The organism is Metamycoplasma orale ATCC 23714 (genome assembly GCF_000420105.1).
In the GTDB taxonomy this organism is placed as follows: domain Bacteria; phylum Bacillota_I; class Bacilli_A; order Mycoplasmatales; family Metamycoplasmataceae; genus Metamycoplasma; species Metamycoplasma orale.
In genome coordinates this window covers 1-23,470 of the sequence record NZ_ATUH01000011.1, presented here as the reverse complement: position 1 = coordinate 23,470, position 23,470 = coordinate 1, and the positions used below count along the sequence as shown (strand labels likewise).

Annotated in this window: 19 protein-coding genes; 13 read left to right on the top strand and 6 right to left on the bottom strand. The window is 24.0% G+C overall.

The window, feature by feature from the left end; translation table 4 throughout:
* The first annotated feature begins 82 nt into the window (after positions 1-82).
* The 9 genes from F795_RS06780 to F795_RS03550 all read left to right on the top strand — a co-directional run bounded on the left by F795_RS06780 (position 83) and on the right by F795_RS03550 (position 7,823).
* Entirely contained in the window at positions 83-1,252 is a 1,170-nt protein-coding gene (locus F795_RS06780) for a leucine-rich repeat domain-containing protein (RefSeq protein WP_022936180.1), read from the top strand.
* Positions 1,253-1,401: 149 nt separating this feature from the next.
* On the top strand, positions 1,402-2,370 hold the full coding sequence (gene holA, locus F795_RS03560) for a DNA polymerase III subunit delta (protein ID WP_022936179.1): 969 nt from the start codon (positions 1,402-1,404) through the stop codon (positions 2,368-2,370).
* Positions 2,371-2,385: 15 nt separating this feature from the next.
* Positions 2,386-3,903, top strand: a complete 1,518-nt coding sequence (locus F795_RS06775; protein ID WP_022936178.1) for an alpha-amylase family glycosyl hydrolase — start codon at positions 2,386-2,388, stop codon at positions 3,901-3,903.
* A gap of 84 nt (positions 3,904-3,987) precedes the next feature.
* Positions 3,988-4,530 carry an MHJ_0274 family protein gene (locus F795_RS06770; RefSeq protein ID WP_022936177.1) on the top strand — a complete coding sequence of 181 codons (543 nt, stop codon included), beginning with the start codon at positions 3,988-3,990 and terminating at the stop codon, positions 4,528-4,530.
* A complete protein-coding gene (pgsA, locus tag F795_RS06765) occupies positions 4,517-5,518 on the top strand; it encodes a CDP-diacylglycerol--glycerol-3-phosphate 3-phosphatidyltransferase (protein ID WP_022936176.1) in 1,002 nt (333 codons plus the stop codon). The genes F795_RS06770 and pgsA overlap by 14 nt, the downstream gene beginning before the upstream one ends.
* 73 nt (positions 5,519-5,591) lie before the next feature.
* The gene (gene rpmG / locus F795_RS0102605) at positions 5,592-5,744 is read left to right on the top strand and encodes a 50S ribosomal protein L33 (protein WP_022936175.1); all 153 of its coding nucleotides are present in this window, start codon (positions 5,592-5,594) and stop codon (positions 5,742-5,744) included.
* 16 nt (positions 5,745-5,760) lie between these two features.
* Positions 5,761-6,801, top strand: coding sequence for an aminopeptidase P family protein (locus F795_RS0102600; RefSeq protein WP_022936174.1), 1,041 nt, complete (start codon positions 5,761-5,763; stop codon positions 6,799-6,801).
* Positions 6,802-7,037: 236 nt separating this feature from the next.
* Positions 7,038-7,418 carry a hypothetical protein gene (locus F795_RS0102595; protein ID WP_022936173.1) on the top strand — a complete coding sequence of 127 codons (381 nt, stop codon included), beginning with the start codon at positions 7,038-7,040 and terminating at the stop codon, positions 7,416-7,418.
* 153 nt (positions 7,419-7,571) lie between these two features.
* Positions 7,572-7,823: a hypothetical protein gene (locus tag F795_RS03550; protein WP_022936172.1), complete on the top strand. Its 252-nt coding sequence runs from the start codon at positions 7,572-7,574 to the stop codon at positions 7,821-7,823.
* Positions 7,824-7,880: 57 nt separating this feature from the next.
* Here the strand turns inward: F795_RS03550 and F795_RS0102585 are convergent, their stop codons facing one another.
* On the bottom strand, positions 7,881-8,708 hold the full coding sequence (locus F795_RS0102585) for a deoxyribonuclease IV (protein ID WP_022936171.1): 828 nt from the start codon (positions 8,706-8,708) through the stop codon (positions 7,881-7,883).
* Positions 8,709-8,724: 16 nt separating this feature from the next.
* The gene (locus tag F795_RS06760) at positions 8,725-10,443 is read right to left on the bottom strand and encodes a S41 family peptidase (RefSeq protein WP_022936170.1); all 1,719 of its coding nucleotides are present in this window, start codon (positions 10,441-10,443) and stop codon (positions 8,725-8,727) included.
* 87 nt (positions 10,444-10,530) lie between these two features.
* On the opposite strand from F795_RS06760, the gene F795_RS06755 reads away from it, so the two are divergent.
* Both F795_RS06755 and F795_RS0102570 read left to right on the top strand, forming a co-directional pair.
* Positions 10,531-10,707 (top strand): DUF2188 domain-containing protein, encoded by a 177-nt coding sequence (locus F795_RS06755; protein ID WP_022936169.1) that lies wholly within the window; start codon positions 10,531-10,533, stop codon positions 10,705-10,707.
* A gap of 1 nt (position 10,708) precedes the next feature.
* The gene (locus F795_RS0102570; RefSeq protein WP_022936168.1) at positions 10,709-11,599 is read left to right on the top strand and encodes a bifunctional 5,10-methylenetetrahydrofolate dehydrogenase/5,10-methenyltetrahydrofolate cyclohydrolase; all 891 of its coding nucleotides are present in this window, start codon (positions 10,709-10,711) and stop codon (positions 11,597-11,599) included.
* A gap of 46 nt (positions 11,600-11,645) precedes the next feature.
* Here the strand turns inward: F795_RS0102570 and F795_RS06750 are convergent, their stop codons facing one another.
* Genes F795_RS06750 through F795_RS06740 form a run of 3 tightly spaced genes read right to left on the bottom strand, consistent with a single transcriptional unit; the run spans position 11,646 to position 16,643 of the window.
* Entirely contained in the window at positions 11,646-13,340 is a 1,695-nt protein-coding gene (locus F795_RS06750; protein WP_022936167.1) for an RNA polymerase sigma factor, read from the bottom strand.
* Positions 13,341-13,343: 3 nt separating this feature from the next.
* Complete coding sequence (dnaG, locus tag F795_RS06745) at positions 13,344-15,251, bottom strand: DNA primase (RefSeq protein ID WP_022936166.1); 1,908 nt, start codon at positions 15,249-15,251, stop codon at positions 13,344-13,346.
* A 15-nt stretch (positions 15,252-15,266) separates the two neighbouring features.
* Positions 15,267-16,643, bottom strand: a complete 1,377-nt coding sequence (locus tag F795_RS06740; RefSeq protein ID WP_022936165.1) for a glycine--tRNA ligase — start codon at positions 16,641-16,643, stop codon at positions 15,267-15,269.
* 313 nt (positions 16,644-16,956) lie between these two features.
* On the opposite strand from F795_RS06740, the gene F795_RS06735 reads away from it, so the two are divergent.
* A complete protein-coding gene (locus tag F795_RS06735; protein WP_022936164.1) occupies positions 16,957-18,699 on the top strand; it encodes a hypothetical protein in 1,743 nt (580 codons plus the stop codon).
* 156 nt (positions 18,700-18,855) lie between these two features.
* Entirely contained in the window at positions 18,856-23,109 is a 4,254-nt protein-coding gene (locus tag F795_RS0102545) for a YhgE/Pip domain-containing protein (RefSeq protein ID WP_022936163.1), read from the top strand.
* A gap of 47 nt (positions 23,110-23,156) precedes the next feature.
* Here F795_RS0102545 and F795_RS03825 read toward each other — a convergent pair.
* The coding region (locus tag F795_RS03825) for an IS3 family transposase (RefSeq protein ID WP_022936162.1) at positions 23,157-23,470 on the bottom strand (314 nt) is incomplete at its 5' end.

Sequence of the window (23,470 nt, the reverse complement as noted above, 5' to 3'; positions counted from 1 at the left end):
GCACAAACATGGTATAATATATATGTTAATTAACTAAGTTAATTAATAGCAAACAAATTTACTATTTATGAAAGAAGACAAAATGAAAAAAATAAATTTTGCGTGATTATTAGTAATCACTCCATTAATACCTTTAACTATAGCTGCTAAATGTACTACAACAAAACCTGCAGAACCTGTAAAACCAGAACCAAATAACACTGAAGAAAATTTAAAAGCTTATGAATTTGAGTTTCATGCCGATACAGATTCTTATTCCATTAAAAAATACAATATTGAAGGTTTAGAAGACAAAGATATTTTATTACCAAGTTTATACAAAAATAAAAAAGTTACATCTATTGATGAAGAAGCTTTTACAGGAATTAAATTAGCAAGCGGAAAGAAACTTTTCATTTCTGAAACTCTTGAAAAATTAGAAGCTGATTTTCTTACAGGATTATTAAACTTTGAAGATATTAATCCAACCAATGTTGTAATTAATCCAAAAAACAAATACTTTACATTTGATGAAAAAGGAAACTTAATTGACAAAGTTAATAAGAAAATAATCATTGTTAAAGATATATCAACTCTTCCAACTGACATTGAAGTAATTGGAAAAAATGCATTTTCAAATTCAACAATTACTGAATTAATACTTCCTGCTTCAGTTAAGGAAATTGAAGAAGGTGCATTTTACGGCTGTTCAAATCTTGAAAAAGTAACCTTAAATGAAGGTCTTGAAACCATTGGCAAAAATGCATTTAGTGAAACTGGAATTAAAAAAATTATAGTTCCTAAATCAGTTAAGACTCTTGAAGCCGGTGCATTTGCAAATAGTATGTTCCTTACAACCGTTACTTTACAAGAAGGTTTAGAAACTATTGGAGAATATGTATTTACTAGAACAGCTATTAAATCAATAGTTTTACCAAGCACAGTTAAAAAAATAGCAAAAGAAGCATTTGTATATTGTGGTGAACTTACAAGTGTAACTCTAAATGAAGGTCTTGAAACAATTGAAGATGAAGCATTTTCTGATTGTCTTTCATTAACTGAAATTATTCTTCCAAGTTCTATTAAAACTTTAGGTCAAAAATTATTTAGTAATTCATATTCACAATTAAGTGATGTTCAATTAACAATTAAGATTAAAGGTCATACTGATCCAACTTCAAAAGCAGGCTTTAATGCAAATTGAGATCTCTTTGAAGGATCAGTAGATGGAAAAACTCATTATTCAGAAATTGGTAAAGTTTTATACATCTAATTAATAAACATTAAGATTAATTAAAAAAATGCAAAATACCCAAAAACTGTTTTTGCATTTTTTTTAATTATCATTTAATTTGTTTATATTTAAGTATACATTTTTAAATTTTTATTTTAAATGAAAAATATAAAATATATAATTAAGTTATGTATTTAATTAAAGGCGATGAAAATTTTTTTATAAATCAAAATTTAGAAGATATAAAAGAAAAGATAATTAATAAACAAGTAAATAAAAAGCAATTAAAAGTTATAAATTTTTATTTGAATGCTAACTTTGAAGAAATAATAGATGCTTTATCAAATATTGATATGTTCTATTCTAAAAAATTAATTATTTTTCAAAATATTGATTTTTTGAATTCAAAAGCAAAAGTTTCAGAATCTGCATGCAATGAAATTTTGTATTTATTAAAACATTTAGATGAAGATATAGAAATAATTTTTACCCAATATATTGAAAAGTATGATAAGAATTTTTCTCCTTCAAAAATATATAAATTTGTTGAAGATAATGCAAAAATTATTGAAGCCAATAAAATTAATGATCATGAGCTTTTTCCTTATATTAATAAATTAGTTCATGATAAAGGTGGAACTATTGAAGCTAGTGCTTGTATTGGTTTAATATCTGCATTTCCTAATGATTTAGCATTAATTAATAACGAAATTGATAAATTATTTTTACTTAGCAAAAATATTACAACAGCAATGGTTTCAGAAAACAATTTAACAATATCTGATAATTTAGACTGATCATTTTCTAATTCTTTAATTAAGTATAATAATATTATTGAGATTTTACAAAAATTTAGAGAACAATTAAATTTTGGTGTTAATGGTTCGCAAATAATAAATCAAATTGCAACAATTTTATATGATAGTCATTATTTTATATTACTAAGAAAAAAATATTCATCTGATGGTGATATTGCTAAAGTATTAGGAATTCATGAATATCGTGTTAAATTAATAAAAGATTTTGTATTAAAAAAAGGTGCTGAAAAAATAGAAAATTTAATTTTAACATTATCACAAATTGATATTGATATAAAAAATGGTTTAATTGATGAAACGCTAGCAATTAAAACATTTATATTAGATTTAATAAATTAATAAACGGGAGACAAAATGAAAAGACTCTTTACATATGAATTAAATGTTTCAACTTTTAATGTTGAACAAAACCAAAAACAAGGCAATTTTAAAAGTATGCAAGCAAAACTTAATTATTTTAAATTGCTAAATACTAATGTTATCTTTGTTAAAGATATTTTAAAGGATTACGAAAATGTTACAGATATCAAAATAGTTAATGATAAAAATGGTTCATTAAGTGATTTTATAAATTTGGTTAATAATTTTAAGAAAGAAAAAATTTTTATTTCTCCTATAATAGATCTAAAAAAATTAAAGAAAACATTTCTAAATTGAAAAAATTTAATGTCTTTATATTCATCAATGACAAATGATAAAACCACACAAATAAATTTCAACATGCTTGAAAGCAAATATATTTTAAATAATATAGATCCCAATAATAACATTGTTGATTTAGCTAATTTTATTTTATATTTTGACAAAATTATTAATTTCTACAATGAATGTAATGTACAATGCTTTACTTTAGTAAATTTTGAGTATCTACTTTTTGGTTCTAAAAATATTAATAAGAATTTACAACGTTTGGAAGATTTATATAAGATGATTAAAAGAATTAATCCTAATGCTCTAGTTATACTTAAATCATCAAAATATAATAAAAGAGTTTATAGCCAAATATTTAAGCAATATAAAAAAGGCAAATGCGCTGATTATTTATATGTAAATCATTTTGCATTAAATGGTATAAATTTAGATTTACCATATGCTAAAATTCCTAACTTTAATTATGCTAAATTTTTATCACAATATAAGTTTTTATCACAAAGCCCATTTTTTATAATGTCTTTAGGTTCTTCTTTGTGTGCAAGAATTAATTCTCTTTGAGGAAATGAGCAGGCTTATAATTGAGAAGCGGCCAAAACCTTGCTTTTACTAAACTTAGCTTCTAAAAGCTCTTTTGGTCTATACTATGGTGATGAATTAGGCATGTTAAATAATATAGATATTAAAAGCTGAGATGAAAATAATATAAATAGAGCAAATGAAGAAAAAAGATTTTATGAAAGTAAAAAAATACCCTTTGATAAATATTCTAAGGCAAAAAGAATGTTGAGTTCAGACAATGCAAATAATGTTTTAAAATGAGATAACGATAAAAAAATATATGAATATCCGTTGTTAAATTCACTTAATTCTGATAAAAATAATGTTGAAAATGAACTAAGCAATAAAATGAGTCCATTACAATTTTTATTAAATATGAATAGTTTTTTTGAATTAGAAGGATTTAACAAAGATTATGATTTTATTAATATAAAAGTTAAAAGTAATTTGAATAAAAATATTTTTATAATTACATTAGACAAACATGTAGATCCAAAAATGCAAGTTATTTTTGTTATTAATTTAGCCAATAAAAATAATTCTCTTTTATTCATTAAAAATAAATTACAAGTAGTTCAATCTTCATATTTCAATAAGATTTATACAGAAATACCTAAAAAATTAAGCCCATTTGAAAGTATAGTATTCATTAAAAAATAAATTAATATATAATATACATATTATTTATATAATATATAACTACAATATATATTATAAAGTTATAAAGAAAAGAGGTACTAGTTAATGTCTAATACTAATGCAGGTAATGGTAAAGTACAAATAATTATTTATGTAATTTTAGGTTTACTATTATCATTCTTTGTTGCCTGAATAGTTTGAAAAGGTGTTAAAGGCAAAGTAATGAAAAAGAAACAATTGAAATTAGATAAAATCAAGAACAATGAAATTAGAGAATTATATTATGATTACATCTCATCTTTTCATGAAATAATTAAATATGCTTTAAAAGAAGTTGATAATTTTGAACCTTCAATTGGTGAAGTTAAAATGCAATTAATTAAGGATGGTGCAAATAATCTAATTTTAAAATTATTAAATAGAAAAGATTTTGCTTCTTCATTTATTGGAAAAGCTGAATATGATAAATTTATTGAAAATTGTGAACTATTAGGTTCTACAAATTGTAATATATGAAGAAAAAAAATTAACCCAACTTTAGAATTTTTTGAAGATGAATACAATAAAATTCCTGCTTCAACACATAAAGATGAGTATATAGAATTGGTTTCCAAATCTGTTAAGGAGCAATACTATGGACAAAACTAATGAAAAAATTAAAAAGAATGAACTTGATGTAAAAATCAATAAAATTAAAAAAGATAAATTTGGTTTAGCAAATTGATTAACTGTTATTAGATTATTACTAATGATCCCTTTTATTGTGATAATGTCAGTGATGTTCATTTTAAAAACTAAAACTGGCGCTTTCTTTTATTATGGAGTAGAAAAAACAGGAGATACTCTATCAGTAACTTTTGGTGGAAAAAATAATGTTGGTTATTCAATACTATATTGAATTAATTGCTTATTATTTATAATTGCAATGATTACTGATTTTATTGATGGTCATTATGCTAGAAAACATAAAACAGTGTCAGTTTTTGGAAAGATCTTTGATCCTATAGCTGACAAAGTAGCAACAACATTAATGTTTTTATTCTTAGCAATTATGGAATTTACTTATTTACCATTAATTATTTTATTTATTATGCGCGATATTTTAGTTGATGGATCTAGAATGTATGCAAGCAAAAAGAATATTAAAATTGCAGCAAATGTTTGAGGAAAAATCAAAACAGTCTTTGTATCTATCTCAATTATTGTTATTGCATTTGCAGCTCCATGATTGTATAATAAAAACAATAAGGAATTTGATACTTGAAAAATTTTCTATATTAATATACCTTTAATTGCAAGTTTAATTTTAGCTTGAGTAAGCGGAATTATTTACATTAATAAATATTTAAAAGGTATAACTAAAGATATGTTTAATTTAGAAGAACAAGAAGCTAAAAAAGTTTTATCAGATGTTACAGTTGAAAAAACAAATGTAACTGTTATTCATAAGGTTGAAGGTGGAGCTCAAAGTAATAATGAAATTACTAAATTGAATGAACAAAATCTAAAAAACATTAAATTGCAAGATAATGTTCAAGAACAAGAAGATTTCAAACAAATTGAAAATGACAATCAAGAAGAACCAAGCGATAAAACACAACAAATAGATTTTTCAAAAACAGAAATTTTCAAATAATTTTTAATTTGTTATAAAATTATTAATAAATTATTTATATATAGTCCATTAGACTAAAAAATTAGGAGGAATTATGGCAAGAGAAGGACTTATTTTAAGATGCGAAAGTTGTAAAATGGAAAATTACATAACTAAGAAAAACAAAAAATTGCATCCTGAAAAAATAGAAATGAAAAAATATTGCTCAAAATGTAACAAACATACTGATCATAAAGAAAAGAAATAATTTCTAGGAGATAAAAATGATTAAAGACGAATTAACAAAATTTTTTAATGAATCAAAAGCTGATGCTTATATTTCTGAAGCATTTCAAACAAGACTTTGATTTGCGAATGTTATTACTTCAGATGGTTATATTGTAATTGAACCATCTAAAGCATATATTTTTGTTGATGGAAGATATATTGAATATGTCACCAAAAATGCAAAAAATGTTGAAGTAAAACTTTTACAAAAAGATTCTTTATCAGATTTTTTGAAAAAAAAGAACTACAAAAAAGTTGCTGTTGATAAAGATTACTTAAAATTAGGAACTTTTGAAATGTTTAAATCTATATTGCCTAAAGCTGAATTTATTTTAGTTCAAGGACAAAAATTTAGAATTAAAAAAGATGAAGAAGAAGTGGCTAAAATTCAAGAAGCATGTACTTTATCTCTTCAAGCATTAGAGGAAGTTAAAAAGATTTTAAAAGTTGGTATTACCGAACTTCAAGTTTCAAACAAATTAGGCTACTTAATGAGAATTTTTGGTGCAGAAAAAGAAGGCTTTGATTCTATTGTTGCTTTTGGAACAAATGCTGCTGAACCACATCACCACCCAACAAATAGAAAATTAGCTGATGGTGATATTGTTAAAATTGATTTTGGTGGTCAATTTGGTGGCTATGTAAGTGATATTACTAGAACATTCTTTTTTGGAAAACCTAAAAACCCAGAATTAGTTAAAATTCTTAATATTGTAACTGAAGCTCAAAAATTGGGTAGAGAAGCAGTTAAACCTGGTATGAGTACGAAAGATATTGATAATATTTGTCGTGAATATATTGAAAAACAAGGATATGGTAAATTCTTTACACACTCAACAGGCCATGGCGTTGGTATTGATGTACATGAACTCCCTTATGTAAATCCAACAGTTGGTACTATATTAGAAGAAGGCATGATTATAACTGTTGAACCTGGTATTTATGTTGAAAACCTTGGTGGTGCTAGAATTGAAGATACAATTTTAGTAACAAAAAATGGTCACCTTACTTTAAGTAGACCAAATGGTGAAGAATAATAATTTATATATTTATTAAAATGTTTAGTTTAAAACTAAGCATTTTTTTATTTTATTTAGTAAAAACAAAATGATTTTTCCTAATCCTTTCTCAAATTAGTTCTTTTTTTAATATGTTAATAAAAAATATGCAAAAATAAAGATGAATAGTTAATACTATTCATTACAAAACTTTTTAAATTTATTATTTTTACAAATATGCAAATTTTAAAAAAATTAGTTAAAAATGTAATACAATGAAAGGAGGCAAAACCATAAATAAAGATAATGACAATTTTAATGGACCATTAGGCGATATGTTATCATATACAAAAGTTAGTTCATTAGAAATTAAAAAACTTATGAATCGATATAGCAATTTAAATTGTGCAATATGTCAATTTAGTAACTATGAAGACTATAAGTTTCTAGTTGTTAGATATCAGGAGGCAAATATGAAAGTAAAATCAATAACCCCACCAAAAGATGAATCTATTATTACTGAAGAAGTAATTATGAAAATTGCTTTTGCGGTTAAAAAACTAATTCAACCTGATATCGATGAAATTAAAGCAGATATTCAAATGCTTAAATCATTTCACATTGAAGATATTAAAAACTATAAAGAAACTAATTAATATAACTTTAAAATTTGGAACTCATGTTGATTATTACATGAGTTCTATTTAATTTTAGGAAAAACAAAATGATTTTTCCTAATCTTTTCTCAAATTAGTTCGTTTATAAAATGTAAAGCAACATATGTGATACTATAAGTTTGGAGGTTAAAAATGAAAAATTTTATACAAGTTGAGAAAAATAAATTAAAAAATTATGAAGGTGGTTTTGCTTTAACTGCATTTCTTTCCACACTAATTACAACTGTAATACCAGGAATAATTAGTATAGCCGGGTCAATAGTTGGCGTAGCAAAATCAGGTTTATCTGAAAAAGGCGAAATCAAAGTGAAAGATCAAACTTACAAATGAGACAATTCAACTTCAAGTAGCATGGTCTCTAATGGTAATTTTTATTGTATTTAACTTATTTTAAAATTTTAATAAAAAAGCAAATGTAATATGAATTATTGCACTTGCTTTTTATTTGTTTAATAACATTTTAATTTCTATTGAATAATCATTGTAATCATTCATAAGCGGAGTTTCTAAGATAATTGGAATATTATCAAAGTCTTTATCAAAGACAAACTTCTGTAATGTTTCTAGGCCTATTTTGCCTTTATTAATATTAGCGTGTCTATCTTTTTTTGCATTTAAATCATTTAATGAATCATTTAAATGGATGACTTTTATTTTATTTAATAAATTATTTTCTTTTAATATTTTTTTAAATGTTTCATAATCTTTTATATTATAGCCTGCATCTCAAATATGGCAAGTATCTAAGCAAAGCCCAATTCTTTCACTATTAACATTTTCTAAAATATATTTTAATTCTTCAATGTTTTTTCCAATTTCGCTTCCTTTGCCTGCCATGGTTTCTATGCAAATAATAACATCATTAGTTTTTTCTAAAACATCTTTTAAGTTTTTAATTAATGTATCTAGAGCATCTTTTGGCGAATATTTTGTATGAAAGCCTGGGTGTAAAACAATATATTTAAAGCCTAGTTTATGAGTATTAGTTATTTCTTTTATTAAAAAGTTTTTGCTGAATTCTTCTTTTTCAGGGTTAGCTAAATTAATTATGTATGGGGCATGTACTACAATATTTTCTAAAGGCATTTTTGAAGAATATTCTTTTTTAAATTCTTCTAATTTAAAGTTACTAATATCTTCACGATAAGTAGATTGCGGAGGACCTAAATATATCATCATGCAATTAGCTCCATTTTCTAATGATTGTTTTGCTGATGAAAGTAAGTAATCAGGCTTTTTAAAAAACATATGACTGCCAAGTTTTATCATTATTTTTCTCCTACAATTAATTATTTATTAAATTTAATAGTGCATCATCATCATAAAAGTATTTATATTCTAAATTAAGCTTAGGTTCAATACCATCTTCAATATATTGCTTTTGTTTATTAATAGCGCAATTATTTGAAGAAATAATTAACGTTGTTCCATCATTTAGAACTAATGGCATAATTGAACACATTCCTCCACCTGATTTTTTGCCTATCAATGTAGCTATTTTCATATCTTTAGCAATTGAAGCAAATTGATTAGCAGCTGAAAATGTATTAAGTCCAGTTAAAACATATCACTCATAATTAGAATAAGATTCATTAAATTTATATTTACCATCTAAATTAATATCAACTTTATTTCCTATTTCAGTATATTCTTTTGATAAACTATTAAATTGATATGTATTAATAATAGCATCAGTTAAATATCCAAGCGCTTTACGCATAGCTCCAACGTTACCGCCGCCATTTAGTGATAAGTCTACTACTATTTTTGTAATTTCAGGCTTCTTTATAATTTGTTTCATAGCATATTTAAATAAATAAAATGTGTCATAATCATAATTATTAGTTCTAGTAACTTCTTCATTAGAACCAGTTTCAAAACTATCAAAAGAAATTATTGCCATATTGTTTTTAAATCTAACAATTGGAGTTTTTTCAACTCCAAATCTTTGTTGTCTTTTTCGTTCTAAAAAATTGCTTATATTATTAAATTCTTCTCTTTTAGTGCTTGATGCTACGTCGGGATTAGCTTGCAAAAAGCTTCTTAGTCTATCATTTTTATCATTATAAAATGATAAAGACAACATAGTTGAATGAAGTTCATTAAAGTTTGAATTTATTAATTTAGCATATGCATAACTAAATGTGTTTTTATCTGAACTTAATATTTTTTGTTTAATATCAATGTTTTCATTAAAATATTCTATGAATGATTTAATACCTTTATGATCTTTTAAACCATAAAAATAGTCCAAAGAAAAACATAAGTGATTAAATGTGTCTTTTCTATATTGTTCAGAAGCAATTTTATTATTTAAACTTCCTGTTTTAATTCTTTCAATGCCTTGCATGTTATCTGATAATCAACGGTCAATACCAAAAATTGTATCTCCATTAAAATACAAACTGTAATAATTGGTATTGCAAAATAAAGTATTAAAAATAGGAAAAGGAATTAAAATTTTCTTTTTATAGTTCAGTATGTCAAAGTCATATTTACCTAAGTCAAATGTAACTGAACCATTAGTACCTGGTTTATTTTGTACATCATAATTAAAATATTTTAGTTGTCTACCATAATCAGTGTTTTGGGTGTAATTAACATTATCAAAATAATTTAAATTATTAACTTTAATTGTATTTTTAGTTCAATTAATAGTCATTGTGTATTTAGTCATATTGTTATATCAATAATATGTATAACTTGGTTCTTTACTAAAGAAATTTCATTTTTTGTTAAATACATTATAGTCAACAAAACCATTTAAGTATTTCATCATTTCTTCAATTGAAACATATAAAGTTTCACTATTATTAATTGTATAAGTATTTATATAATTATCATTTATTGTATATTCATCACTTAAATTTTTAAAATAATATGATTTAGTTTTTATATCTGCATTATTATCATTTTCAACTTGATTATAGCAAGAAGTAGCAAATATTGCGCTTCCTATAGGTAAAGCAAAAAATGGCAAAAATTTTAAAGTTGTTTTTTTCATATGTATTCCTAATATCTATTTTTTAATTTAAAAAATTATATTATAATTAATAATAAAATTATATAACTTATTATACAAGGAGTAATGATGGCAATAAAATATATAATTAATCACAATGGGCATTGAGCAGTTAAAAATGCAAATGCTAAGAAAGTAAGCAAGACATTTGATACTCAAGAAGAAGCAATCAAATATGCAAAATCATTAAATGATTGTACTGCAATTAAAATTCAAAGTAGAGACGGAAGTTTTAGAAAGGCATAAAGTGGCTGCAATATTATTAAATGGTAAAGAATATGCTAATGATTTAAAAGAAGAACTTAAATCATTATTTTTAAATATACCAAATAATAATAGGCCAATTTTAGGCATAATCCAAGTTGGCAACTTAGAAGAATCTAATATTTATATTAAACATAAATTAAATATTGCAAAAGATTTAGGTTTAGAAACTGTATTCTCTAAATTACCAGAAAATAGTACTATTAATCAAATAAAAGATGAAATTGTAAATGTAAGTAAAAAAGTTACAGGATTAATAGTTCAATTACCTTTTTCTTTAAATTATGTGTTAGACCCTAAAGATAAGCAAGACATTTTAAATCTAATACCTATTAATAAAGATATTGATGGACTTAGCGAACATAATTGCAATAGCAATTATGAATTAAATAATAATTTTTTACCAGCTACAGCAAAAGGTATTATTTTGCTTTTAGATAAATATAACATTAATTATAAAAAAACTGATATAAGCATTTTAGGCCAATCTAATATTGTTGGAAAACCATTGGCTAAATATTTATCAAACTTTACAAATAAAGTTAGAGTATTTGATAAATATGATGACAAAAAAGATGTAATTAATTCTAATATTGTTATCGTAGCTACTGGACAAAAAAACCCAATTGTTGCAAGTAACGTTAAAAAAAACTCTATAATAATTGATGTAGGAATTCATAGAAATAATTCAAAAATAACTGGGGATTTAGATTTTGATTCATTTTATCAAAAGGTAAAATATTTAACACCCGTTCCTGGTGGTGTAGGTCCTATGACTGTAGTATCCCTAATTATTAATTTAATTAAAGCTTATGTATTGCAAAATCCTCATGATCGAGATAAATACAAAGTATTTAAAAAATATATTGGCTAAAAAAAGTTTATATAAAAAAGACCTTTTAGTCTTTTTAAATTAATTATTAATCAGATTCGTAATTTCCGTTTTGGTAATAAGCCTTTAATTTTTTTCTTTTTTGTGGGTGCTTTAATTTTCTAATAATTTTAGTTTCTCATTGTCTAATTTTTTCTTTAGTTCTACCATATTCTTTTGCTAATTCTTCTAAAGTATGTGGTCTATATTTATTTCCTTTTTCATCTGAACCAACACCAAATCTTTTCTTAATAAGAGTTTTATCTTCTTCATCTAAAGTATCATCTAACATGTCATTTAGTATTACAGTTAATTCTTCATGTGAAGAAAAATCTACTGGATTTTGAACTGATTCATCTTTAACAAAATCAGAAAAACTTGAGTTTTCTTCTTTACCTACATTTTTATCCAAACTAATGGGTTCAATATTAATTTTTTTAATATATCTAACTCTTTCGGCAGTAAAGTCATGACCATATTTTTTAGCAATTTCTTCATCAGTAGGTGTTCTACCTAATTCTTGTTGAAGTTCTCTTTCAACCTTTAAAATTTTATTAATAGTTTCAACCATATGTACTGGTATTCTTACAGTTCTAGCTTGATCAGCAACTGCTCTAGTAATTGCTTGTCTAATTCATCAAGTAGCATAAGTGGAGAATTTGTACCCTAAATTATGATCATATTTTTCAACTGCCTTTAAAATACCATTGTTACCTTCACTAATTAAATCAATAAAGCTAAGTCCTCTATTTTTATATCTTTTAGCATTACTAATAACTAAACGTAAGTTTCTATTAATTAGCATATCTTTAGCACGTTTATATTTATATGTATCACCTGCTTTTTGTGCTTCTTCCATTTTTATAGCTAATTCTTTTTCTTCATTAGGTGTTAATAATTTTCCATACTTACCAATTCATCTCATATATCATTTAACGATATCATTAGTTTCAGTTAACTTGTTAGTTAACTCACTTGATTTATATTGGTGTGGATCATCTAATTTAATTTCAAAAGTGTCATCATAATTTTTTAGTAATGAAGAAGCATCAAATTCTTCCTCTTCATCTTCAACATGCCCTAATTTGTTTAAATATTGGTTTTCTTCATCTAAAAGAATTTCTTCTTCTACTGTGTCATGTTCTCTTCCGTTATCATCAAATTCTTCATCGAAATCTTCATTTTCATTTTCTTTACTTTCTTCATCTTCAATTTCTTTTAATTTTGATTCATCAAATTCTTCATCTTCACTTTCAAAATCAAAATCATCATCTTTGTTAGAAGCAAAATTCTTTTCTTTTTTAATAATTTCAAAAAAGTCTGTATCGCTTAGATCATCATCGTCATCAAAATCAACATCCATATTAAGCATATTAGATTCCATTAATTTTTCAAATAGTGCATCACTTTTAGATTCATCAAGTTGGATATTATGCTTTTCAAAAAAGTCGAATATTTCACCTTGCGAAAACTTAGATTTAGATAATTCAGTTTTCAATAATTTGATAATTGATTTTGGATCATCTACATTTATTTCAATGTTAGTTTTAATTTCTTTTTTAGCTGTTGGCAATTTTGAAGTAGTTTTGTTAGTAGCATTAGTTTTAGTTATTTTTTTAGTAGTTTCTTTTTTAATTGCTGGTTTTGCTACTATTTCTTTTTTTAAGTTAGCTACTTTTTTAGGAGCAGCTTTTTTTGTTTCTTTTTCTACTTTTGTATTTGTTATTGTTTTAGTATTGGCCATGTTTTATTCCTTCTTTTTTGATTCTACTATTAGTAGTTTGGGTTTTGTTTCTTGTTCTGAAGTTGAATTCAAATTAGTAACAATTTTATCAAATTCATTTTTGGAAATATTATCTTTTTCATTAATTAAATTTATGTCATTCAAAGCTTGCAAATAATCTTTTTTGGTTGCATTTGATAGCGAACTATCATTTTTGATATATTCAGAAGCATTATTTTCTTTAATTTTATTTTTATTATCAATTATGTAACATATTAATTCTTTTTTGATTTTATTTTCTTCCTCAGTGTTTATATTAGCAAATGTTTCTTCACTTAAATTTTCTAAATATGAAGTTTGGCTTAATATACATTTTAATATCAGTGTAATATCTTTAGATCTTCCGATTAATTCTTTGTTTTTTATATTTCAATAAGGCTTATTATTGAAATTTAAATTATTATAATTTTGTTCTGAATAATCACGATATTCATAATTATAATTTGGATAGTCATTGTATTTGTTAGAAGAATGCAAAATATTTGAGCTTTGTTGATTATATTGTTCATATTCATTTTTACTAATGTGTTGTAGAAAATTTTTATCAGAGCTAAAGTTTGGTTTTAAATATTGTTTTTCAAAACTGCTATAAACTTCATCACTTAATATTTTGCTTTCTAAAATTTTTGATTTGAATAATGAATATATTTGTGGTTGCATGTAATATGCATGTTCAAACATATTTGCTAATAATGATGATTTTTGAATATCATTTTTCTCTTTAAAAGCTTCAGCTGAACAATATTTATTTATTAAATATTGTGATAAATCATATTTGTTTTTAACCGTTTCTTTTAAAGAAATTCCTTCATCTAAATTATATAGTTCATCCGGATCTTTAGTTAACTTATTAACTACTATATTTACTTGTAAATTAAGTTTACTTGCATAATATAAAATAATTTTTAGATTTTTTTCCGTTGATTCTTGTCCAGCTTTATCACTATCAAAAAATAAATTAATAGTACTATTTTTTAGTAATTCTAAATGATAATGTGATAAATTTGTTCCCATCAATGCAACACTATTTTCAAATCCAGCTTTATACAAGGCAACAACATCAAATTGTCCTTCAACTAAAAATACTTCTTTTGCATTTGATATTTTATCTTTTGCATTTCAATAGTTAAATAAAACTTTATTTTTCTTAAATACTAATGTTTCAGAACTATTTAAATATTTATTATTGTTTTTATTAGTAATGTCTCTAGCTGAAAAACCTACAATATAACCATTTTCATCTTTAATCGGAAAAGTAATTCTATTAAAGAAAAAGTTATTTTCTTTAGTTTCATTTTTATTATAAGATGGGACACAAACTGAAGCATTATTTATTGCAGATTCGCTATAATTTTTGTTTATTAAATATGTATATAGATTTTCTTTTTCTGGGGCAAATCCAATTTCAAAGTAATGGATCAATTCTTTATTTAATTTTCTTTTTTCTAAAAAATCAGAAAGAACTTTGTTTTCACTTTTATTCAGGATCATGTGATATTGAAAAAAATTATTTGTTTCTTGCAAAACATCCAATATTTTCATTTCCTGTTCAGTTTTTTGGTGACTTTTTTCATATCTAGTTAAATATTCTGAAATATCAACTTTAGCTTTATCAGCCAATATTTTGAGAGCCTCTAAAGCAGAAATATTTTTGTAGAACATTAAAAAATTTATTGCGTTACCAGTTTTCTTGCAACCAAAACAAGTGAATATATTTTTTTCTGCATTTACTGAAAATGATGGTGTTTTTTCTGAATGGAAAGGGCAACAAGCCATAAAGTTTCTACCACGTTTTGTTAAAGGAACATATTCAGAAATTAAACTAACAATATCTGTTTTATCTAAAACTAATTTTCAATTATTATTTTCCATTTATTTCCTTTAAAATTATTTTGCAAAGTTCTTTAAGTAGTTTTGAATTTCACTAATTTTAACTATGTCTTGTTTCATTGTATCTCTATGTCTAATTGTTACAGTATCTTTTTCAAGACTATCAAAATCAATAGTGATTGCAAAAAAAGTACCTAATGCATCTTGACGACGATATCTTTTTCCAATTGAACCACTTTCGTCATATGTTAATCTAAGATCACTATTTTCTAGTAAGTAGTTATAAACTTCTTTTGCTTTTTCATTTAATTTTTTCATTAATGGAAAAATTGCAACTTGATATGGACAAATTTTGTAGTCTAAGTGTAAAACAATTCTTTCATCGTTTTCAAGTTTTTCAACTTCATAACTATCAATTAAAAGTGCAAACAATAAACGATCTAAACCAATAGATGGTTCAATAACATAAGGGATTATTTTTTTACCTTCATCATTTAGATATTCAAGAGATTGCCCTGAATATTTCATATGTTGTTGAAGGTCATAATCTCCGCGATTAGCTATTCCCAAAAGTTCTCCTCAGCCAAAAGGAAATAGATATTCTATATCGCTAGTTCCTTTTGAATAGTGACTAAGTTCTTCTTTTTCATGCGGTCTAACTCTTAAATTTTTAGGATTTAAACCTAATTTTGTAACAAAGTTTTTACATTTTTCAATTCAATATTTATAAAATTTGTCAGCTATTTCTTTTTCACAAAAGAACTCAAGTTCCATTTGTTCAAATTCACGCGTTCTAAAAATAAAATCTCTTGGTGTTATTTCATTTCTAAAGCTTTTTCCTATTTGACCAATACCAAATGGTAATTTAGCTCTAGTAGTTCTTACAACATTTTTAAAGTTAACAAATATACCTTGTGCAGTTTCAGGACGTAAATAAGTTATTGAGTTTTCATTTTCAATAGCGCCCATTTGAGTTTTAAACATTAAGTTAAATGATTGAATTTTTCCTCAATCACATTTTGAACCATCGTATTCTTTAACTTTTTCTTTAACTATTTTTTCAAGTTCTATGTTGTTTAATTTTTCAACATTAATTTCAGGAAACAAATCTTTAACAATGTGATCTGCCCTATAGCGTTTGTTATTAATTTTATTATCAATTAAAAAATCTGAAAAGTTGTCTAGATGTCCACTTGCTTTTCAAACATTAGAATGCATAATAATTTTTGAATCAATTAAATAATTTTTTTCTTTCGAAATAAATTCCTTTATTCAATTTTTCTTTATTTCATTTAGCATGTTAACTGCATAAGGACCATAATCTCAAGTATTGATTACACCCCCATATATTTCTGAGTTTTGATAAACAAAACCAGAAGTCTTTAAATGATTAATTATTTCTTGTATATCTTTTTTTGAATTATTAGAAGCCATGTTTACAATTCCCCTTTACAAACATTGAGTCTTAGTTAATTAATATAATAATAGAATTGAATTATAGCACAAAATAAAAATTTTTAATTTATATTATTAAAAACAAGAAATTATTAAGAATTTATATTGATTTTAAAGCTTATATTTTTTGAAGATATTAAATATATATAAATATATATTTAATAGTATTTTTTCTTTTTTTATTTTTTTTTCAAAAAAATATAGTATAATTTTTAGGCAAAAAGCAAATCATACTTTTAACTATTTTTATAAATTATTATTCATGTTTTTTGTTAAAGAAAGAAGGTAAATTATGTTTAAAAACAAATTTAAAAATCTAAAATTGCTTGCTATTTCATTACCTACAATAGCAGCTGTTACTTTACCACTTTTAAGTGTTGAAGTTAAACCTATTGAAAATAAAAGTGAAGAATTAAAATTTGAAAACCTAGCCACTTTAGGTCAAAACGTTTTAGAAAGTAAAATAAATAATGGAAGTTTAGGTGTTTTTAGCAATAATGATAAATATAAACCTAAAAATGCGTTTATTTATGATGATAAAGAAAGATACTTTTGTAGCGAAAATAAACCAGGCAAAAAAACATTTAACTATAGTTCTGTTGACATAGCTTTAGCAGCGGGTAGCTTCTTTGAATTTGAGTTTGAAACCGTACAACATTTACGTGCAATGCAAATTATTCAAATTCACCCAAATGCTGCACAAGCTTATTTAAATTTTCTTCCAAATTTTAGATTTTGTGTTCAAGTATTTGGCGAAGATGGAACATCAAAAATTTGAGATAAGGAATTTGTTGGTTTAAATGAAGCTAATATTAGTTTTGCAAACTTAGGTGGTTTTAGTGGTGGCGCACCTATAAAAGTAAAAAGAGTAAGAATTGTATTTCTTGAAAGTAAATATTATGCTCGTATATATTCTATAACTGCGTATGCAAACACAGTTCAACAATATTTCATTGATAAATTGCTCGAATTAAAAAATAATGCTGATTACTATACAAAAGCATCATTTGATTCAATATCTTCAGTTATCGATTCTAAAATAGAAGAATATAAAAATTCATTTGATACTAACATGCAATCTGAAATTAGTGCTACTGATTATAATGAACAATATGCTAAAGTATTAAATAGAGATATATTTAGCAAACTTGTAACAAATAGAAGTATTTTTGAAAGTCAAGCCGATAATGAATTAAGTAAAAATTATGATATTTATACATTAGAAAGTGAAAATGAATTTAAACAAAAACTAAATGAAGGAAAAACTACTGCTTTTACAAAAAAAGGACTTACTAGATTGGAATTACAATTGTTTTTATCGGCAATTGCTCAAGAAAAAGCTAAGTTAGTTGAAAATAAGACATTTTTATTAAATTATTTAAATCAAAAGAAATCAGAAGTAGCTTCTTCAAATGAAATTACTCCTTCTGGTAAAAATTATGCAACTACTGAATTTAATAAAATAAATACATCTAATTCTATTACTAGAACTCAACTTGCAACTCTTAAATCTCAAATAGATAATATTGTTGCTAGTGCAGAAACCTATAAATCTAAATTGATTAAAGAAGCTGAAGAAATTATAAATAATTTTACTTCTAATTTTCATACTCAATCATCAATAAGTAATTATAAGGCTAAAATAGTTGCAATTAAAAATGAAATTTCAAGTTTGGCCAATGTTGATGCATCTAAGTATAATGAATATAATGCAAAAATGGAACAAGCTAAATCATTTTTGATTGGCTTTATAAGCCTTTTAAATTCTCATATTGATATAGAACTTGGTTCAAATTACGATATTTACACCAAAAAATCTGTTGATGATTATAAAGATTATTTAAATAATTTAAAATCTTCACTACCTACTCAAATTAACGAAACTAAATTAAATGAATATAAAAGTAAAATTGCTATTGAAAAAGCAAAACTAGTTACAAACGTTACTGAATTAACTAATTATATAAATGCTAAAAAAAGAATTTTAGATTCAGATCAATTAACAGATGAAGCTAAAGAAGCTTTAACAAGCTAGATTCGTGTAGCAGCTTTAACAAGCTACTTTAATTCTTTAGTTATACCTTCTTCACTTACTCAGTCTCAATTAGCACAAAAGAAACAAGAAATAGATCAAAAATGTGCTAATGCAGAAACATATCTTTCAAAAATTGAAAAAGAACTAAATGATATTTTGACATTAGAAAATTTTGATATTTATACTGAAGATTCAGAAAATGCATATAAAGCTCAAATAAATATTATTAAAAATCAAATTTCTGCTTTAACTTCATTGTCTAAAACTGAATATGAAACATATAAACAAAATATTGATAGTAAAAAATCATTATTAATTAAAAATAAATCTGTTTTAATTGAATATATTAATAATGAAAAATCTAGCTCATTTGATATTTATACTTTATCTTCTGAAAATGAATATAAAGGTTATTTAAATAGTGTTTTACCTTCTAATGAACTTACTAGATCAGAATTAGTTTCTAAGAAAAGTGCAATTAGTACTGAAAAAATTAATAAATTAGTTGAAAATAAAGCAGTATTAATTAAATATATCAATGATAAAAAAATAGAAGTTTCAAGTTCTACTTTTATAACAAATGAAGCTAAGGTTTTATTAAATATATTCTTCAATGGTTTAGAAACTAATAATTCTATTACCAGAACTCAACTTACTACAGAAAAACAAAAAATTGATGACAAAATTGCTCAAGCCGAAACTTATAAAACTAAATTAATTAATAAAATACAAAATATTTATACCTCATTTAGTTCAACCATTTATACAGAAAATTCTGTTAAGGCTTATAAAAAAGCTCTTAATGATTTAAAAACTGAAATCCAAAATGGTGGTAATATAACTGAAGTTGATTATAACAATAACGATGCAAAAATAACTTCTTTTAAATCTAAACTTGTTAAAAATAAAGATTATATTAATGAGTATATTGATAATTTATTAAATGAAAATTACAAGAAATATACTAGAGATTCTGAAGCTACATTTAAAGCTTATTTAACTAGTGCTAAAGTTAACTCAGATATTAACAAAGACAAAGTTACTGAAATAATTAACAAAATAGCCTTAGAAAAGGCTAAACTAGTAGAAAATAAGGATGCTTTAATTCAATATATTAATGCTAAAAAAGCTGAATTATCTGCTAATGAATATGTAACTGATGAATCTAAAGCTGACACAATTTCTTATTTAGTTGGTCTTCCAATTACAAATTCAATTGAACAAACTGCATTTGATGCTTATAAAAATGACATTGATCAAAAACTTTCAAAAGTAGAAACTTATGTAGATAAATTAATTAAAGAAGTTACTGCAATTATTGATTCATTCCAAGAAGATAACTATTCTCAAGCAACTGCTGATCCATATAAGTTATATTTAAATAACTTAAAAGATTCTTTAGTTGGTCAAAACTTAAAACTTGCAGATTATGATGCTAAAAAACTAGAACTTCAAACTCAAAAAGATACTTTAATTTCAAACAAAAGTATTTTAGAATCCTTAATTAATGCTGAAAAGGCTAAAAATTATGATATTTATACTGAAGATTCAGAAAATACTTTTAAAGATTATTTAAGTAGTTTAATGCCTTCAGCTGATATTAGTCGTTCAGATTTAGAAAATAATAAAACTAATATCACTAATGGAAGAACTACAAAATTAGTAGAAAACAAAACTAAATTAGATGAATTAGTTCAAGAAAAAAGAGCATTGCTTGCTGCTATGGGCGGTTCAATTTCATCTACTTTACATCAACAATTAACAGACTATCTTAATGGTATAGATGTAACTTCTTCTATTACAAAAGCAGATTTTGCTACTAAAAGAGATGAAATAGAAGAAAAATTTAGTGATTTAGAAACATACAAAACAAGATTAGTTAAGAAACTAGCTAAAATTATTAATGAGTTTGATTCACTTAATCACACTAGTGATTCAGTAACCATATATAAACAACACATTCAAACATTGAAAGACCAAATTAATGCTGGGCCAGAAATTGATGAAAATACTTATAATGCTGAAAAAGCTAAAATCGAATCTTATAAAACTCAATATTTAGTTTCAAACAAATCATTGCTTAATGAATTTATTGATGCTGAAAAAGCTTTAGATTATTCGATTTATAGTTCAGAAAGCATTCAAACTTATAAAGATTTCTTAGAAACAAAAATTGCAACAAATGATATAAATAGATCTGAACTTATAAATGTTAAGAATGAAATTAATGATAAAAAAACTGCTACTTTAAAAGAAAATAAAACTATTTTAAAAGAATTTGTTGATAAAACAAAAGCTGAACTTGCAGATAATAAATTTATTATTGATACTTTAAAACCAAGTCTTGAAAGTTACTTAAATGCTATTGATGTTACTACTTCAATTACAGAACAAGTTTTAAATGATAAAAAAGCTGAAATTATAGCAACAATTCAAAATGCAAAAACATATAAAATTGATATATTAGAGTTTTTTGAAAATATCTTACAAGATATTAATACAAACACTTTATATAATAAATACACATCTGAATCTGTTAATAAATATAAAGTTGCTATTACTTCGCTAAAAAACGAAGTAACTGCTGAAATTATTAAAGCTGAATATGATAGTATGAAAAATGAAGCAGAAACTAAAAAATCTCTTCTTGAAACTTATAAATCTACATTAATTAAATATGCTGAACAAAAAATTGAAGCCGCAGTTGGATCAAATTACTTATGAGCAACTAATGACTCTATTCTTGCATATAAAAATAAATTAATTGATCTAAAAAATGAAATTAATACAAAAGCTGATAATCTAATTTTAGAAAATGAATTTAACGAATACAAAGCAAAACTTGATAATACTGATTTATTACAAAGTTATAAGTCAAAATTATTAAATGAACTTGCTGCTGAAATTGCATTAGATAAAGATGATGCTAAATATGAAAATTATCCTTATTCTTCTATTGAAGCATACAAAACAGCTTTAGATGAATTAAATAATGAAGTTAATGGCATTAATGAAAGCACATTAAATGAAGCTAAATATCAAGAATATAAAAATAAAATTGCTAATGCATTGACTTTACAAAAAACAAATAAACAAGTAATCGATGAATTAATTAATCAAGCAAAAACAAAAGATTTAGATTCATATAATGAAACTAGTTCACAAAATTACTACGCAGACATTGATGCAATAAAAAATGACTATACTAATAGTACTTATTCAAGAGATGACGTAGACGATGTAAAAAATAGAATTAATAATGCAGCTTCTAATTTAAAAACCTTGAAGAGCGATTTATTAGATATAATAAATACAAAATTAGCGCAAGACTTTTCTACATTTAGTAAAGATTCTAAAGATTTATATTTAGCTAAAATAAATGAATTAAAAACTTATTTTGAAGACACTTCAACTGCAATTAATAAAGATAATTTCGCTTTAGAAAAACAAAAAATTGATGCTCTTAATAATCTTCTAAAAAGCAATAAGGAAATGTTATTAGATAAATTAAATACTTTAAAATCTAATCCATTTAATGAATATAGTGATGATGATAAAGCAACTATAAATCAAAAAATTGATGCTCTTTTACAAGAAATTAATGCAAAACCTGCAATTACTAATTCTGAATATGATGATTATTCAAACAAAATAAATCAAATATTAGTTGGTCTTGTAAGTTACAAAGATAAAATGTTAACTAAAATTGATGATGCTAAAAATAGTTTAACAAGAAATAAATATGTAACTACATCATTAGAAAAATTTGACAATGACATTGCAAGTTTAAAAAATAAGGTTACAGCTTCAGAAGCAAAAGACTATAATAAAAATGTTTATGATGCTGATGAAATTACATTAAATAATATTTTAAATAGTTTATTAACTTATACAGATAATTTATTAACTAATGTTAAAGATGAAATTTCTCAAAAATTTGATGCTAACAAATCAAATTATACAGATGCTTCTAAAGCCAAATTTAATGAAGCATTTAATAAAATTATGAAAGAAATTGCTGATAAAAAAGCTAATGGCGATCTTATTGATAAAGATCAACATGATAAATATCAAAAAGATCTTGAAAACTTATTTAATGATTTAGAAAAAGTTAAACCTAAAAACAAGATGCCTGCTTGAATATGGGTTGTTATTGTATCTGTATCACTTCTATTCGTAGTTCTTGGTATTATCCTTGCTGTAATCTTACGTAAAAAGAGAAGACAACGTATGGAAGAAGAAGCTTTAAAAGCTAAAACAGCTGAGGAAGCTTCACTAAATTCAAACGATTCAAATGAAAACAAGGCAAATGATTCTACAGAAGATAATTCAAACGTTAACGCTGAAGAACTTAAACCTTCAGAACAAGAAAAACCAAAAAGAGGCAGAAAACCTAAAACCGCAAAATAATTAAAACAAAAATCCACAAAAATATAAACTAGGACAAAAATTTTGGACTAAATTGTAAAATTTTTGTTGTTGTAAACATCCCATAATTCTTGGGGTGTTTTTAAATTAAATTTTTTTAAAAATCTCTCATTATTATACCAATCTATAAATTCTTTTATTTTATTTTTTAATTCAATAAAAGTAAGTGTTTTAACGGTTTGATAGAAGTTCGGAAAAATTTCAGTTTTTAATATAGAAAAGAAATATTCAATTTCTCGATTATCCAGTGAGTTTCCTATTCTTGACATTGATATAACGCCATTAATAGAATTAATAAAACTTACAAATTCTTGAGAAGAATATTGAATGCCGTGATCTGAAT